The following is a 14,670-nucleotide window of genomic DNA, read 5'->3' on the forward strand; positions in this document are numbered from 1 at the left end:
AAACAAATCGGATCATCTGCTAACTAAGTTTTGAGACTAGTTCAATTTTTGCCTGGCCACCAATTTTTAAAATTGATCCGTAATAAATACAATTAACGCTTTTTTCATTTTAGATTCTTGGATTTTTGATAAATTTACAAAAACTGCCATCTACACAACGTCCAAAAAATAATGACCGGACAAAAACTGAGACTTAAAAATTAAAATTAACAAAATGAGCAACTTAGAACAGAAGAGGTTTCCGATAGGTGAGTACCAACAGCCTGAGAACATCTGCGATATTAAACTTGATGAATACATTAAAGTCATCAAAAATTTTCCTGAAAAGCTTAAAACCTTGATAGAAGACCTCTCTGATGATCAGTTGGACACGCCTTACAGAGAAGGAGGATGGACGGTAAGACAGCTTGTCAACCATATTGCAGACAGTCATATCAACAGTTTTATCCGTCTTAAACTGGCATTAACGGAGGATAATCCTACTATAAGACCTTATGACGAGGCCAAATGGGCAGAACTTCAGGACAGCGCCAATATGCCGATAAAACCGGCCATGAGAATGATCAAAGGAACGCACCAGAGATGGGCGGCTTTGCTTAAAACCCTTACCAATAAACAGTTCGAGAGGACTTTTCATCACCCCGAGCAAAATCAGAATTATGATCTGAGAAATTATCTTGCTTTATATGTTTGGCACTGCAACCATCATTTTGCCCACATCGAAAATCTGAAGAAGGAAAAAGGGTGGTAAAAAAGAGTCTGCACAATCCGGTTTATTTTGAAGAGATCATTCAAAGGATTTCCCTGCTCAATAAAAACGCTCCGAAAAGGTGGGGGAAAATGAATGTTTCCCAGATGTTAAAGCACTGTGAGCTTGTTCTTAAGGTACCTTTGAGGAAAATTGAACTTCCTCATATTAACCTCTTTTTTCAGGCGATAGGAGCAGCAACCAAAATAGAAATGCAGGTCTTTAACAACGGAATTCCCCGAAACATGCCCACTTTTCAAAAACTAATCGTTAATTTTGAATGTGATTTTGATGAATCAAAAACCAATCTGCTGAATACACTGAAGGATTTCCGGACAGCATCTGAAAAAAAAGAGCTTCCGGACCATCACAGATTATTCGGTGCAATGACTGAAAAGGACTGGGGATTTTTAGAGTACAAACATCTTGATCATCATTTAAAACAATTTAATGTATGAGTTTTTTTGATAAAATATTCGGAGGAAAAGAAAGCACCCCTGAACGTAAATCTTTCTGGAAAAATATAGAATCTGAGGAAGATCTGGCCCAAGCCATTGAAAGTTCGTATCACCATACAATAGCTATTTTCAAACATTCAACACGATGCTTCATCAGCAAAACGGTATTGAAAAACTTTGAAAGAGAAATAGATAATTTAGATCATAAACTGGATTTATATTACCTAGATTTGCTGGAACACAGAGCGATTTCAAATAAAATATCCAAGGATCTTGAAATCAGGCATGAAAGCCCGCAGCTGATCATCATTGAAGACGGGAAGGTGATCAACAGCGCTTCGCACGAAGATATATCCATAAGCCAGATTGTATAATGAAGAATATCAACACGTATTTAGCTAAAGTACTCAATGTTCCCATAGAAAAAGTGAACATGTGCAGCTTACACTATGAAGTAAAGAAAATACCTAAAAACCAGTTTCTTTTACAGTATGGTGAAATATGCAGGCATATATTCTTTGTAGAAAAAGGGCTTTTAAAGATGTATTCCATCGATAAAAACGGTAAGGAACACATCATACAGTTCGCTCCTGAAAGCTGGCTGATTTCTGACCGAAGCAGTTTATATTTTAACGAAAAATCCATTTACTATATAGAAGCGGTGGAAGACACGGAAGTTCTGTTTCTTCATCCCGATTTCTTCAACAAACTGGTAGAACAGTTCCCGAACAGTATCGAAAGAAGTGATTTCTTATTGCAGAAACACATCAGAAGTCTTCAGAACAGGATCAATTCTCTATTGGGCGAAACGGCGGAAGAAAGGTATATGAAATTCATCAAAATGTACCCGGATCTTCTTCTCAGAGTCCCGCAATGGATGATTGCTTCCTATCTTGGTATCACACCTGAGAGCTTAAGCCGGGTAAGGAAAGAACTGGCCAGAAAAAATTTCGTTCCGGATAAATAATATCAGATCTTTTTCGCAAGATTTCCGACCTTCTGCAGACAGAGCTTTGTTTCTTCCGTCCATGGAAGTCCGATGCAGAGACGCATGCAGTTTTCAAACTGATCCTGGAGGGTAAACATTCTGCCGGGTGCAATACTGATGTTTTGTTTAATCGCCAGATCATACAGCTCAGTGGTCCGGATTTTTTTGTCAAATTCTATCCAGAGAGACAGACCTCCCTGTGGACGGCTGGTTTTTGTACCTTCAGGGAAATAATCGGCGATGGTCTGTACGTAATTCTGATAATTACTCTGAACGGCCTTTCTCATTTGATGGAGGTGCTTCTCATAACGTCCTGATTTGAGAAAATTGGCAACCGCTTCATTCACAATCGAAATAGAAGAAGTAGAATGGAGCAGTTTAAGTTTCATGATCTTGTCTTTATAACGGCCGGGAGCAATCCATCCGACGCGGTATCCGGGAGCCAATGTCTTTGAAATCGAGCTGCAATACAGAACATTTCCATCCTTATCAAAAGATTTACAGCATTTCGGACGGGTAGAGCCAAAATATAGGTCACCATACACATCATCCTCAATCAGGGGAATATTATTTTCTGACAAAAGTCTTACGATTTCTTTTTTATTTTCATCCGGCATACAGCTTCCCAGTGGTGAATTGAAATTCGGGATTAATAAACACAGATTGATTTTGGGAATTACTTTTCTCAACGCTTCAATTTCAATACCTGTGGTCGGGTGCGTTGGAAGTTCAAGGACGTTTAAACCTAGACCGTTGGCTAGCTGAAGAATTCCCGGATAACAAGGGCTTTCAATAGCTATCGTATCTCCGGGTTTCCCCAAAGCCATAAGGCAGAAGGAGAGAGCATTCATCCCGCCGTTGGTGGTCACGAGATCATTTTCACTGAGGTTTCCGCCCCATTGAAGGGACCGGACAGCAATCATTCTCCGGAGCTTTAAATTTCCCTGAAGCTCCTCATATTCCGTTCCGCCATCTTTTAATTCACGGGTGGCATTGATGATCTCTTTCTTTAATTTAGCCTGTGGCAGAAGGTCTCCTGAAGGAATTCCGATAGAGAAAAAAGTGATTCCTTTTTTACCCATATTCTCATAAACCTTGCTGATGAGTTCGTCCGGCTCATTATTATTGGCCATCAGCGATGGGCGGCTCACTTCGGAAAGAGGCAGCTTGACAGACATTAATCTGCTGACAAAATAACCGGACTGCGGTTTGGATTCTATCAGCGACTGGGATTCCAGTTCCAAGAACACACGTTTGGCTGTATTCATGCTTACCTGATGTTCCTGACACATCATTCTTACCGAAGGAAGCTTGTCTCCGGCTTTCAATACGCCATTCCTGATCTGGGAAGCTATTCCGTCTGCGATCTCATTGTATATAAATTCTCTGTTCATATTTTTGTAACTGTGCTCATGCAAATATACAAAACTGAGACTGTGTTTATTTATTTCATCTTTCTAATTTTGACGTATTAAATAAATAGTACAATGATGACAGATAAAATAGTAGTTAAAGACGAAAGCTTAAACGGATGGATCAACGGTTTTATTGGGGTAGTCCTGTTTAGTGGTGGTCTGCCGGCAACCAAATTAGCGGTCATGGAAATGAGCCCGATTTTTGTAACGATAGTCCGTGCAGCTGTTGCAGGGATATTGGCTTTGATGGTTTTATGGATCGGTAAAGAAAAACGTCCTGAAAAGAAGCAGCTGATTCCTTTGTTGCTTGTTTCCATCGGTTGTGTGGTAGGTTTTCCGCTTCTTTCTGCATTGGCACTTCAGTATCTTACTTCGGCACATTCTATCGTATTTCTGGGAATGCTTCCATTGGCAACTGCTGTATTCGGAGTTTTGCGTGGTGGCGAGCGGCCGCATCCTATATTTTGGTTCTTTTCGGTTGTGGGAAGTCTTTTAGTGATCGGATATGCGGTTTCGCAGGGAATTTCAGCTTCACCTGTGGGCGATGTTCTGATGTTGCTGGCTGTTATTTTATGTGGAATGGGCTACGCAGAAGGGGCAAAGCTTTCCAAAACATTAGGCGGCTGGCAGGTGATTTCCTGGGCGCTGGTGTTGGCTTTACCATTGATGATTCCTTTATTTTTCATCTATTTCCCCGAAAATATTGAAACGGTAAGTTTTCAGGGCTGGTTTGGAATGGCTTATATTTCACTTTTCAGTATGTTCATTGGGTTTATATTCTGGTACAAAGGCCTGGCGCAGGGTGGTATTGCCACGGTAGGACAGCTGCAGCTGTTACAGCCTTTCTTTGGATTGGGCCTTGCTGCATACTTCCTTCATGAGCAGGTAAGCATAGGAATGGTGGTGGTTACCATTGGTGTTATCTTATGTGTTGCAGGAACCAAAAAGTTTGTGAAATAATCAAAAATAAAACATTATGATTCTGATCATAAAATGACATTTTAGAATTGAATTATATTTGGGCACAACTGCAAAATATAATAATTATGAAATACACTATTTTACTTGTGTCTTTGGGCTTCACCGTAATGAGCTGCAAAAAAGAAACTAAAGTGGACACTTCCACTAAATCAGACAGTGTGGTTATTGATACCATGCCTGCTGATACACTTGCTGCTCCTATGCCTTCCGATACTTTACATATGAAAGACACTGCTGCTGCCAAAAAAATGGACACTGCAAAAGTGATTAAGAAATAATTTTACCGTCATAAATTTTTAAAGCCCGTTTTTGTATTAAAGCGGGGTTTAATATCCTCCGGCTGGCTGTGAGGAGCGATTTCTTGTGTTGTAATTTTATTTTTGTTGATATTTTAATTTATGAATGAAATTAGTGTTAAAAATTCAAACAATAATTTAATTATAATAAATTTTATTAATTATTTTAACTTTATTTAACGTTTTGTTTAATCGATAAGGTTCAATATTTGCATGTGCTTTACAGAACCAAGTTCCCAATGAAATTTTTACTAAGAAAAGATTGAGAAGGATTGTAGAAAACTTAAATAAAAACTATCATGGTTATCGACGAAAATATTTTACATTCAGCGGGGGCGGAAATCAGACATTATAAACCCTCGGACTATCTGTTCAACGAGGGAGAAAGCCCAATTTATTATTATCAGATCACCCACGGAGAGGTGAAACTGAACAATTACAATGAAGAAGGAAAGGAGTTTATACAGAACATTCTTTCGGAAGGGCAGAGTTGTGGAGAATCTATTCTTTTTATAGACAAGCCTTATCCCATGAATGCTCAGGCGCTTACGGAATGTACGGTTTTAAGGCTTCATAAGTCTGCTTTTTTTAATTTATTAAACTCCTCTGCCAAACTGTGCCTCGAGATCAGCAGCTTTTTGTCACAGCGGCTTTATTATAAATTCATCATGATGCAGAATATATCTTCCCAGAATCCTGAGACAAGACTTAAGGGGCTCATGGATTATCTTAAAAGCTTTCATGAAGACGAAAGTCCTTATTCCTACATGGTTCCATTAACAAGGCAGCAAATGGCCAGTCTTACAGGATTAAGGGTAGAAACAGCGATAAGAACGATCAAACATATGGAAAAAAATAAAATTGTTCAGATTAAAGATCGAAAAATATTATATTAAAAAAGCGGTTTCAATAATAAAATTCCCTATTTTTTATTGAAAATATTTTAAAGAGATACGTATGAAAACAATAAGCTGCATGAATATTGACGAAGAGCTGTTATATTCATCGGGAGGAGAAGTGAAACCATATAAAAAAGGGGAACTTATATACAGAGAAGGAGACCATGCTCTTTATTATTTCCAGATTAAAGAAGGAAAAGTGAAACTCAATAATTATGATGAGGAGGGGAAAGAGTTTATCCACAACATTTTTGGAGGAAAACAGAGTTTTGGGGATTCATTGCTTTTCGTGGATAAATTTTATCCGACCAATGCAGTGTGTATCAGTCCTGCAGAAATTGTAAGGGTGCCGAAGGACCGTTTTTTGGACCTGATCAAAAAGCATCCCCATCTGTCTTTGGAAATGAATGCGTGCTTATCTCAAAGGCTTTATTTTAAAGCGATTATGTTGCAGAGTATGGCGTCACTGAACCCCATTTCAAGGCTAAAGGGACTTCTGGACTACCTTAAAAGTTATCATGATGATAGTTGCGGAAGTTGTTTTCAGATAGAACTGACCAGACAGCAGATCGCCAATCTGGTAGGACTTCGGGTAGAAACAGTAATCAGAGCATTAAAAAAGATGGAAAAGGAAGGAAATATTACGATTGAAAACAGGAAAATTGTTTATTAATAGGAATCCATTATGATTATGATCAAGGTCATAAAAAAGTGAATTATTTCAGCGTATATTTGAAATATCAAGTTTCGATACAATTCTTAAGACCTCAGTAAGGGCAGCATGAAAGCTAAGGCTTTCCGGGTGAGATGATCAGATTCCAAACCGTTGCGGGGTTGCAAACATCATTCCATATTAACTCATAAAAATTCAGTTGAGCATACTGGAGATTTTGACGACCACTGTCCTGAAAGGTTGAATTGAAATAAGAAAGTTGGTTCAGAATAAACTGTATAAGTTGATCTGAAAACCCAATAAACCACGATACTCAGATATGGACTGTCAGAAAATAGTAAAAACCCTGAAGCACAAAGACTTCATCAAAGTTCCCCATAAAGGAAGCTGGTTTGAGGACGGAGCGGCTGTATATGCGAAAGAGATTAAGGATAATATTTTTCTGCTGTTTGTTATTTTAAAAGACATTGAGATTGAAAATATTCAGGCGCTGATTGCTCATTTTGACAGTTTCAGCAGTATAGGACTGAAAGAACCGGAACAGATCATGTTCTATCTTTCGATCAAAGACAAAGAGGACCTTCATTATTTTGAGAAATATTTAAAAATTTCTGATAACTAATAACCGATGAGCATATGATATTTGAAAACGACACTTTGAAACATTCCGGGCTGAATGATAAAAACAATATGCTGGAGAATGAATCTTTATTCCCTAGCGTTATCAATTCCTACGGAGTCACTGCTTTTCTGATCAAATCATTGGAAAAGATAAAAAACAATGCCAAGTGCGATATTCTGAAAAATGTGATCGACACTTATATCAAAGAGTATATCCTGAATATCCGTGAATACCACGGCGAAAAAACAGTATCTCCAACACCAGTGGATACAGAAATTAAAATTGAAAATTCGTCTTTTACTTTATATGCCAAAACAGCATATTACAAAGTATTAAAAGAAGAAGAATGCCTGAACAGACTCCTGAATACTTTAGAAAAAGACAGGATAGGGCCGGAATAAATATCTCATCCATACTGTTTGACTTTTTACCCTTCACACCACCCAAAAAATTGATATGAAAAACGACACACAAAAGAATAAAAAGTTAGACCAGCTGAATACACACAGTACCTCTAATGAAAATGAAAAACTGACTACCGATCAGGGACTCAGGATTAACAACAACCAGGACTCATTAAAAGCCGGAGACAGAGGTCCCACACTGCTGGAAGATTTCATTTTGAGGGAAAAAATCACCCATTTTGACCATGAAAGAATTCCTGAAAGAGTAGTTCATGCAAGAGGTTCAGGAGCTCACGGGGTCTTTAAGCTTAACAAAAGTCTTAAAGCGTATACCAAAGCCAAATTTTTGAATAATGTAGGTGACGAAACTCCTGTTTTTGTAAGATTCTCAACAGTAGCCGGAAGTAAAGGAAGTACCGATCTGGCCAGAGATGTAAGAGGCTTTGCGATTAAATTTTATACGGAAGAAGGAAATTATGACCTTGTAGGTAATAATGTACCTGTCTTTTTTATACAGGATGCCATGAAATTTCCTGATCTTATCCATGCCGTAAAACCGGAACCTGATAATGAGATACCGCAGGCAGCTTCTGCGCATGACACCTTCTGGGACTTTATTTCGCTGATGCCCGAAAGCATGCACATGATCATGTGGGTAATGAGTGACAGAGCCATTCCAAGGAGTTTGAGGATGATGGAAGGTTTCGGGGTACATTCTTTTAAATTCATTAATGAAGAAGGTAAAGTACATTTCGTTAAGTTTCATTTTAAACCGAAACTGGGAGTGCATTCTGTAGCCTGGGACGAGGCTCAGAGAATATCCGGAGTGGATCCTGATTTTCATAAAAGGGATTTATGGGAAGCCATTGAAAACGGGGCTTTTCCGGAATGGGATTTCGGTGTACAGCTGATTCCGGAAGAAGACGAACATCTATTTGATTTTGATCTTCTGGATCCTACCAAATTAATTCCTGAAGAAGAAGTTCCTGTAGAAATTTTTGGAACTTTAACGCTGAACAGAAATCCAGACAACTTTTTTGCTGAAACCGAGCAGGTAGCTTTTCATCCGGGACACCTGGTTCCCGGCATAGATTTTACCAATGACCCTCTACTTCAGGGAAGACTGTTTTCCTATACCGATACCCAGTTATCGAGATTGGGATCACCTAATTTCCATGAGATCCCGATCAACAGATCTGTGAATACCGTTCACAATAATCAGCGTGACGGGCATATGAGACAGCAGATTGTAAAAGGAAAAGTAAGCTATGAACCCAATTCAATCGGAGGAGGATGTCCTTATCAGGCGATGATGTCTGAAGGAGGATTTGTTTCTCAGGAAGAAAGGGTTTCCGGTGAAAAGGTCAGAAGAAGAAGTGAGAGTTTTGTGGATCATTATTCACAGGCCAAATTATTTTACAACAGCCAGTCGGCTCCTGAACAGACTCACCTTCAGAATGCTCTTATTTTTGAACTTTCAAAAGTAACGATTCCGGAGATCCGTGAAAGAATGGTAGGACAGCTTGCTTTTATTGATAAAAATCTGGCTCAGAAAGTAGCGGATAAAGTAGGTGTGAAAGTTAAAAAACTGAAAGAACCGAACCAAAGTATACCGGCAGACACAAATGCAGCTGAACTTCAGAGCGAAGAAAAAGAGCCTAAAACTAAGATTTCTGATGCGCTGAGTATGAAAGATACGGTAAAAGATACCATTAAAAGCAGGAAGATAGGTTTCATCATAGCCAATGGGACGGACGGGAATGCACTCAATGATTTACAATCAAGACTTGAATCGGAAGGAGCAAAAGTAGAGCTTGTTGCCCCAAGTGTCGCTCCCGTTAAAACCAAAGATGGATCATCCCTTACGCCGAAACATTCACTTACCAGTATTGCCAGTGTATGCTTTGATGCCTTATACATCGGTGCCGGAGAAAAATCAACGAAAGAACTTATGGCTCCTGAGAACAAACATCATGTGCTGCAATTCATCAATGAAGCTTATAAACACTGTAAAGCCGTCTATTTTGGAGCAGAGACGGAACAACTTTATAACAATAGCAATATAGCCCAGAAAAAACATGAAGATCCGGCAGTTGTGATCTGGAAAGATAACAATTCCGATCAGCAGTTTATCAAAGCTGTTTCCAAACACAGGGTTTGGGATCTTGAACCGGAAAGAAACGCGTAGATACAACAGACACCTTCACATCACTAAATATTTAAAATTATGGAATTTCAAAAAAATCTTTTAGAATATATCAGCCAGTCGCTTCTGACCGCAGGTGAAACCATCTCGGTCGCAGAAAGTGTTACTTCAGGATGCCTTCAGCTGGCTTTTTCACAGATGCCCAATGCTTCTTTATTTTTCAAAGGAGGGATGACCACTTATACGCTGCCTCAGAAAGTAGAACTGCTTCAGGTAGATAAAGAAGAAGCCCAGGACTGCGACTGTGTATCAGAGAATGTTGCCAAAACGATGGCTCTGAATGTCGCTAAACTCTTTAATTCCGACTGGTCCATTGCGACTACGGGATATTGTACTCCGATCAGAAAATCATTATACAAAATTTTCGCGTATTTCTCATTTTCATATAAAGGAGAGGTTATTCTCACTAAAAAACTGGAATTGCATCCCAAAACACAGGCTTTGAATGCCCAGATGTATTATACGGAGTTTATTTTAGGTTGTTTTAAAAGTGAGATCAATCAGCTGTTGATTTTAAAATAATTTCATTAAGAAAGTAAAGCAGATCAGTCTCAAAAATTCAGAGATCTATATACTGAATTTAATGTTAAACTTTAAGTTCATTACCATGTCCAAAAAAGGTTTCTTTTACCGTAACAGTTTAAGTATTGTTGTTCTTGGATTGATGCTTATCTGTCTGTTGGGGCAGTTTTTTACAGGATGGAAAACGCTGAATAAAGAACTGGCAGAACAGGGAAGTTCTATGCTCAGTCTGGGTGACTATATTCACAGCGGACATTTTATACAGGCCACGTTTGAGAATTGGGAAAGCGAATTCCTCCAGATGATGCTGTATATTGTCCTGACTGTTTCTTTAAGACAAAAAGGTTCCAGTGAATCAAAATCTCTGGAGGAAAAAGAAGACGTGGACAAAGAACCGCACCCTCATGCAAAAGCTCCGTGGCCCGTTAAGAAAGGCGGAATGTGGCTTGCTCTATACAAACATTCCTTATCCTTAGCATTTGCCCTTTTGTTTCTGGCAAGTTTTGGAATGCACTTTTATGGCAGTCTCAAAGACTATAATGAAGAACAGATGGTAAAACATGAACCCACGGTTTCCGCTATGCACTATATATCAGACTCCCGGTTTTGGTTTGAATCTTTTCAGAACTGGCAGAGTGAATTTCTGGCGGTTTTCTCTATTGTTATTCTCTCTATCTGGCTTCGTGAAAAAGGATCTCCTGAATCTAAGCCGGTAGATATGGCACATGATGAAACGCCTTAACTTACTTTTTTTACTTTAGGTTTAGATTTCATAATGGCATAATAAGAAGAGGTAAACGCTGATAAACTCTGGTAACCCACTTTGTAAGCGATCTGGCTTAATGTAAAGTTTCCGGTGTCGATAAGCTCAATACTTTTCAGAATTCTTACAAGCTGATGGTATTTCTGAAGGGTAATTCCGGTTTCATTCTTAAATATTCTTTGGAGGCTTCGGACAGACATTTGTGCCTTTTCTGCCAGTTCATCAGCGTTCAGGTTGTATTTAAAATTGGAATTGATATATGTACAGACGGGAATAAGCCTTGCATCAGACGGAACGGGAATTTCAAGATAACTGCTTTCTCTGCAGAAATTGGGAAGACTTTTTAAAATCGCTTTAAAAAACAGATCCTGTTCCTCATCTTCTTCTATCAGTTGATTCCACTTGGAAGCATACAAAAGCATTTCCTTCAAAACAGGAGGGACTGCAAAAACATGAACATTCCGATAGAAATCATCCTCAAAAACAGTTTTAAATAAAAAAACCATCAGATTGACCGTTTTTGCTTCTGAAGAGATTCTGTGAGCTTTCCCTGAAGGAACCCAAATCACATGATACTGAGGCACAAGATAAATCTTCTGATCGATATGGAAATACTGGTAACCTTCTTCTACAAAGGTAAGTTGGGCCCGGTGATGGGCATGTTCATGATCATCATGTTTCCAGCCTTTTTCACACCAGACATACGCTTCTTTTCCGATGGTATCTACAAATCGGCTGTCGGTCTGTTCCGTTAAACCACATTTTATGATGTCGTTCTGCATAGAATTTTTGGCAAAGTTAATAAAAACGACAATACTAATTTTGTATGGTAATTATTTATCTATTAAAAATGAAAAAACTAAGTACGGTTTTTGTATTAATTTTATTATTAAAAATCACCACAATCATGGCACAGGAAAACAAAGCTAAAATACTGGTCCTCATTCATTCAGATAATGGAGGGACCTATGAATTGGCTAAAGAAATAGCAACCGGAATCGAAAGCAGTAAAAATGCTACGGCGGTCATTAAGCAAGTCAAAGAATCACAAAACTCAAAACTGAAAAATATTCCCATAGCATCCGTAGAAGAACTGCCTTCTTACGATGGAATTGCTTTTGGATCACCCGTTTATTTTGGGAATATCAGTACAGGGATGAGTGAATTTTTATCGAAGACGGTTAATTTATGGACCAATCATGCGCTGGAAGGAATGCCTGCAACGGTTTTTATGTCTGCAGGAAGTGGTGCAGGAAAAGAACTGGCTCTTAATGCATTCTGGAATACGTTAGCCGTTCATGGAATGGTATTGGTTTCCAATGGAATCAGAGGAACGGAAAGTATCAATAAAGCGATTCCTCAGGGCAATACGGTTCTAGGCGTAACAAGCATGGCCTCACTGAAAGATGTGGAAAGACCAACAAAAGATGAACGCGCGCTGGCAGAACTTCAGGGAAGTAATTTTGCTAAAACAGCTTTAGCTTTGAAAGGAACATTCAGTAAAAAACTGACAGCAGTTGCCGCTGTAGAAAAATCCGAAGATATCAACGCTCTTTTGAAACAGAAAAACATTACCCTTCCAAAAGTTCCACAACCGGCGGGAAATTATAAGCCTTATGTGCGTGCAGGAAATCTGGTGTTTATCAATCAGGTGGCTTTAAAAGACGGGAAAATTTTAAACCCTGGAAAATTAGGGGTTGACGTTAATGAACAGCAGGTTAAAGAAGCTACAAAAGCTACGATGCTGAACGTTATAGCCGTTTTAAAAGAAGCGGTAGGCGGTGATCTTAATAAAGTAAAACAATGTGTGCAACTTACAGGGATTTTCAATACAAAAGATGATTATACAAAGCATGCAGACCTGATGAATACAGCTTCAGACCTGACGGTAGAAATCCTGGGAGAAAAAGGAAAACATGCGAGAGCTACCTTGGGAGCTTCCTCTATTCCTGTAAATTCTTCTGTGGAGATTCAGGCTATTTTTGAAGTGGAGTAAATCACTTATAAACCTATATAAATCTTCTTTATTTGCTTATATGCGGAAAAAATGGACTGAAAATTTCATTTGATCTCTCGCTGATCTGGCAAATAGAGCAGATTTTTTTATTTCTGATTACCTTCTGAATATTCAATAGGGATGGGCTTTAGCTCGTTTAAATAATAAAAAACGTTTTACAACGGCTTTAGCAAAAGCCTGAAAACATAAAATTATTTTACCCGGCCGATATGAAATTTCAGAACCTTAGAAATGATTTTTATACTATCCTCCAACTGTTCTTCGGAAAGAGATCCATAACTAAGTCTGAATCCATTGATAATATGATCAGAACTGTATTGCTTCGGATGAATGATATTGATGCTTTTTTCAAGCAGTGAAGCTGTTACAGCATCCCAATCCAGATTTTCTTTCGGAACGATCCAGAAGGCTAGACCTCCTTCGGGAAGGGTAAAATCGGCGACATCTTTCAAATGCTTTTCTAAAAGACTGTTCACCAGATCCCTTTTATTTCTGTAATGGACGGTGGCTTTTTTAATATGCTTTTTCACAGTGCCCTCCTTAATGAGTTGCAATACGGCCTGTTCCATAATCACATCACCCTGAACGTCAATAATCTTCCTCAAGTCTCCTATTTTTTGAATCAAATTAGGATCTTTGGATGCCAGATAACCGATCCGCAGGGCAGGAGCCACTACTTTACTCAATGTACCCACGTAGACATAGCTGTTGAGTTCATCAAAGCTGGACACCGGAAGGATAGGCCGGTACCCAAAATGGAACTCATTGTCATAATCATCTTCAATAACAGTCATTCCATGTTTGTTGGATAATTCAATTAATTCCAGTCTTCGTGCTAAACTTAAAGTAACCGTTGTAGGATATTGTCTGTGAGGCGTAATATAAATTGCTTTTACATTTTTATTCTCTGTTAAAAGCTTTTCTATGTCTTTAGTAACAATCCCTTCCTCATCTACTGCTGCCGGAAGAAGTTCTGCTCCGGCATATTCAAAGGCTTTCCATGCGGGTTTGTACCCTGGATTTTCTACAATAACCTGATCTCCGGGTTTTAACAGGCATTGAGCAGTCAGAAACATCGCCATCTGGCTTCCCCTCGTGATTGAAACTTCATTTTCATTGATATGCATTCCCCGCTGGTGATTCAGCATCTGGGAAATGGTTTTCCGGAATTCAATATCTCCGTGTTCACTGCTGTAACCCATCATCTGCCATTTTGCTTTCCTGTTAAAGATCTGGCGGTAGGCGCGGGCGAGTTCTGTTACCGGGGCTATTTTACTGTCGGGATGCCCATCATCAAAATTGATCATAGGCTTGCTTAAAGCGAACGAAGCCTCTTCAGCCTCAGGATCCCTTATGCTTTGCCTTTCCTGTAAAACCGGAAGTTTGTCAGATACGAAGATTCCTTTTCTTTCTTTGGAGATCACCCATTCTTCATTGATGAGCACCTGATAGGCTTCTACCACTGTATTTCTGTTGATCTTCAGCATCAAAGCAAGGTTTCGGCTTCCGGGAAGCGCATCCCCGGCATTGAGCCTTCCGGAACGTATGTCCGCAATGATGATATCCGCGATCTGCAGATACACGGCTTTTTCAAGCTCTTTATTTATTTCAAGTTCTAATTTCCAAGGACGAAGCATCTGGACTACCTATTTATGTAAAAACTGAATCATTTAAACAG

The 14,670-nt window shown here is 39.0% G+C and carries 17 protein-coding genes; 14 read left to right on the plus strand and 3 right to left on the minus strand.

All coding sequences use genetic code 11. The features are described from left to right. The first annotated feature begins 214 nt into the window (after positions 1-214). The 4 genes from IW22_RS19865 to IW22_RS19880 are packed head-to-tail and all read left to right on the plus strand — an operon-like array spanning position 215 to position 2,173. Positions 215-751: a YfiT family bacillithiol transferase gene (locus IW22_RS19865; RefSeq protein WP_034730231.1), complete on the plus strand. Its 537-nt coding sequence runs from the start codon at positions 215-217 to the stop codon at positions 749-751. Next, positions 745-1,206 carry a DUF1569 domain-containing protein gene (locus tag IW22_RS19870; RefSeq protein WP_228384077.1) on the plus strand — a complete coding sequence of 154 codons (462 nt, stop codon included), beginning with the start codon at positions 745-747 and terminating at the stop codon, positions 1,204-1,206. The genes IW22_RS19865 and IW22_RS19870 overlap by 7 nt, the downstream gene beginning before the upstream one ends. Next, a complete protein-coding gene (gene ytxJ, locus IW22_RS19875) occupies positions 1,203-1,580 on the plus strand; it encodes a bacillithiol system redox-active protein YtxJ (RefSeq protein WP_034730233.1) in 378 nt (125 codons plus the stop codon). Before IW22_RS19870 ends, ytxJ begins: the two co-directional genes overlap by 4 nt. Continuing rightward, positions 1,580-2,173, plus strand: coding sequence for a Crp/Fnr family transcriptional regulator (locus IW22_RS19880; RefSeq protein ID WP_034730236.1), 594 nt, complete (start codon positions 1,580-1,582; stop codon positions 2,171-2,173). The genes ytxJ and IW22_RS19880 overlap by 1 nt, the downstream gene beginning before the upstream one ends. A gap of 2 nt (positions 2,174-2,175) precedes the next feature. Here the strand turns inward: IW22_RS19880 and IW22_RS19885 are convergent, their stop codons facing one another. After that, positions 2,176-3,588: a PLP-dependent aminotransferase family protein gene (locus tag IW22_RS19885; protein WP_034730237.1), complete on the minus strand. Its 1,413-nt coding sequence runs from the start codon at positions 3,586-3,588 to the stop codon at positions 2,176-2,178. A gap of 93 nt (positions 3,589-3,681) precedes the next feature. Between IW22_RS19885 and IW22_RS19890 the strand changes: the two genes are divergently transcribed. The 9 genes from IW22_RS19890 to IW22_RS19930 all read left to right on the plus strand — a co-directional run bounded on the left by IW22_RS19890 (position 3,682) and on the right by IW22_RS19930 (position 10,954). Then, positions 3,682-4,569: a DMT family transporter gene (locus tag IW22_RS19890; protein ID WP_117616596.1), complete on the plus strand. Its 888-nt coding sequence runs from the start codon at positions 3,682-3,684 to the stop codon at positions 4,567-4,569. Between the two features lie 86 nt (positions 4,570-4,655). Next, positions 4,656-4,868, plus strand: a complete 213-nt coding sequence (locus IW22_RS19895; RefSeq protein WP_034730243.1) for a hypothetical protein — start codon at positions 4,656-4,658, stop codon at positions 4,866-4,868. A 317-nt stretch (positions 4,869-5,185) separates the two neighbouring features. After that, on the plus strand, positions 5,186-5,782 hold the full coding sequence (locus tag IW22_RS19900; protein WP_034730246.1) for a Crp/Fnr family transcriptional regulator: 597 nt from the start codon (positions 5,186-5,188) through the stop codon (positions 5,780-5,782). Positions 5,783-5,843: 61 nt separating this feature from the next. Beyond that, the gene (locus IW22_RS19905) at positions 5,844-6,458 is read left to right on the plus strand and encodes a Crp/Fnr family transcriptional regulator (protein ID WP_228384078.1); all 615 of its coding nucleotides are present in this window, start codon (positions 5,844-5,846) and stop codon (positions 6,456-6,458) included. 319 nt (positions 6,459-6,777) lie between these two features. Further along, a complete protein-coding gene (locus tag IW22_RS19910; protein WP_034730251.1) occupies positions 6,778-7,080 on the plus strand; it encodes a hypothetical protein in 303 nt (100 codons plus the stop codon). Positions 7,081-7,094: 14 nt separating this feature from the next. Next, positions 7,095-7,481, plus strand: coding sequence for a hypothetical protein (locus IW22_RS19915; RefSeq protein ID WP_034730254.1), 387 nt, complete (start codon positions 7,095-7,097; stop codon positions 7,479-7,481). A gap of 55 nt (positions 7,482-7,536) precedes the next feature. Further along, a complete protein-coding gene (locus IW22_RS19920; protein WP_034730257.1) occupies positions 7,537-9,672 on the plus strand; it encodes a catalase in 2,136 nt (711 codons plus the stop codon). A 39-nt stretch (positions 9,673-9,711) separates the two neighbouring features. Continuing rightward, on the plus strand, positions 9,712-10,212 hold the full coding sequence (locus IW22_RS19925) for a CinA family protein (protein WP_034730260.1): 501 nt from the start codon (positions 9,712-9,714) through the stop codon (positions 10,210-10,212). Positions 10,213-10,273: 61 nt separating this feature from the next. Continuing rightward, positions 10,274-10,954, plus strand: a complete 681-nt coding sequence (locus IW22_RS19930; protein ID WP_228384079.1) for a DUF6766 family protein — start codon at positions 10,274-10,276, stop codon at positions 10,952-10,954. Here the strand turns inward: IW22_RS19930 and IW22_RS19935 are convergent. Further along, a complete protein-coding gene (locus IW22_RS19935; RefSeq protein WP_034730266.1) occupies positions 10,951-11,757 on the minus strand; it encodes an AraC family transcriptional regulator in 807 nt (268 codons plus the stop codon). The genes IW22_RS19930 and IW22_RS19935 overlap by 4 nt on opposite strands. A gap of 68 nt (positions 11,758-11,825) precedes the next feature. Here IW22_RS19935 and IW22_RS19940 point away from each other — a divergent pair, with 68 nt between their 5' ends. Then, a complete protein-coding gene (locus tag IW22_RS19940; protein WP_034730269.1) occupies positions 11,826-12,971 on the plus strand; it encodes an NAD(P)H:quinone oxidoreductase in 1,146 nt (381 codons plus the stop codon). Between the two features lie 212 nt (positions 12,972-13,183). Here the strand turns inward: IW22_RS19940 and IW22_RS19945 are convergent, their stop codons facing one another. Next, positions 13,184-14,629 carry a PLP-dependent aminotransferase family protein gene (locus IW22_RS19945; protein ID WP_034730272.1) on the minus strand — a complete coding sequence of 482 codons (1,446 nt, stop codon included), beginning with the start codon at positions 14,627-14,629 and terminating at the stop codon, positions 13,184-13,186. Positions 14,630-14,670: the final 41 nt, after the last annotated feature.

Source organism: Chryseobacterium sp. JM1 (genome assembly GCF_000737715.1).
Classification (GTDB): domain Bacteria; phylum Bacteroidota; class Bacteroidia; order Flavobacteriales; family Weeksellaceae; genus Chryseobacterium.

Coding starts and splice junctions, on each gene's coding strand:
- IW22_RS19865 (WP_034730231.1), top strand. CDS start 215: ATGAGCAACTTAGAACAGAAGAGGTTTCCGATAGGTGAGTACCAACAG.
- ytxJ (WP_034730233.1), top strand. CDS start 1,203: ATGAGTTTTTTTGATAAAATATTCGGAGGAAAAGAAAGCACCCCTGAA.
- IW22_RS19880 (WP_034730236.1), top strand. CDS start 1,580: ATGAAGAATATCAACACGTATTTAGCTAAAGTACTCAATGTTCCCATA.
- IW22_RS19885 (WP_034730237.1), bottom strand. CDS start 3,588: ATGAACAGAGAATTTATATACAATGAGATCGCAGACGGAATAGCTTCC.
- IW22_RS19890 (WP_117616596.1), top strand. CDS start 3,682: ATGATGACAGATAAAATAGTAGTTAAAGACGAAAGCTTAAACGGATGG.
- IW22_RS19895 (WP_034730243.1), top strand. CDS start 4,656: ATGAAATACACTATTTTACTTGTGTCTTTGGGCTTCACCGTAATGAGC.
- IW22_RS19900 (WP_034730246.1), top strand. CDS start 5,186: ATGGTTATCGACGAAAATATTTTACATTCAGCGGGGGCGGAAATCAGA.
- IW22_RS19905 (WP_228384078.1), top strand. CDS start 5,844: ATGAAAACAATAAGCTGCATGAATATTGACGAAGAGCTGTTATATTCA.
- IW22_RS19910 (WP_034730251.1), top strand. CDS start 6,778: ATGGACTGTCAGAAAATAGTAAAAACCCTGAAGCACAAAGACTTCATC.
- IW22_RS19915 (WP_034730254.1), top strand. CDS start 7,095: ATGATATTTGAAAACGACACTTTGAAACATTCCGGGCTGAATGATAAA.
- IW22_RS19920 (WP_034730257.1), top strand. CDS start 7,537: ATGAAAAACGACACACAAAAGAATAAAAAGTTAGACCAGCTGAATACA.
- IW22_RS19925 (WP_034730260.1), top strand. CDS start 9,712: ATGGAATTTCAAAAAAATCTTTTAGAATATATCAGCCAGTCGCTTCTG.
- IW22_RS19930 (WP_228384079.1), top strand. CDS start 10,274: ATGTTAAACTTTAAGTTCATTACCATGTCCAAAAAAGGTTTCTTTTAC.
- IW22_RS19935 (WP_034730266.1), bottom strand. CDS start 11,757: ATGCAGAACGACATCATAAAATGTGGTTTAACGGAACAGACCGACAGC.
- IW22_RS19940 (WP_034730269.1), top strand. CDS start 11,826: ATGAAAAAACTAAGTACGGTTTTTGTATTAATTTTATTATTAAAAATC.
- IW22_RS19945 (WP_034730272.1), bottom strand. CDS start 14,629: ATGCTTCGTCCTTGGAAATTAGAACTTGAAATAAATAAAGAGCTTGAA.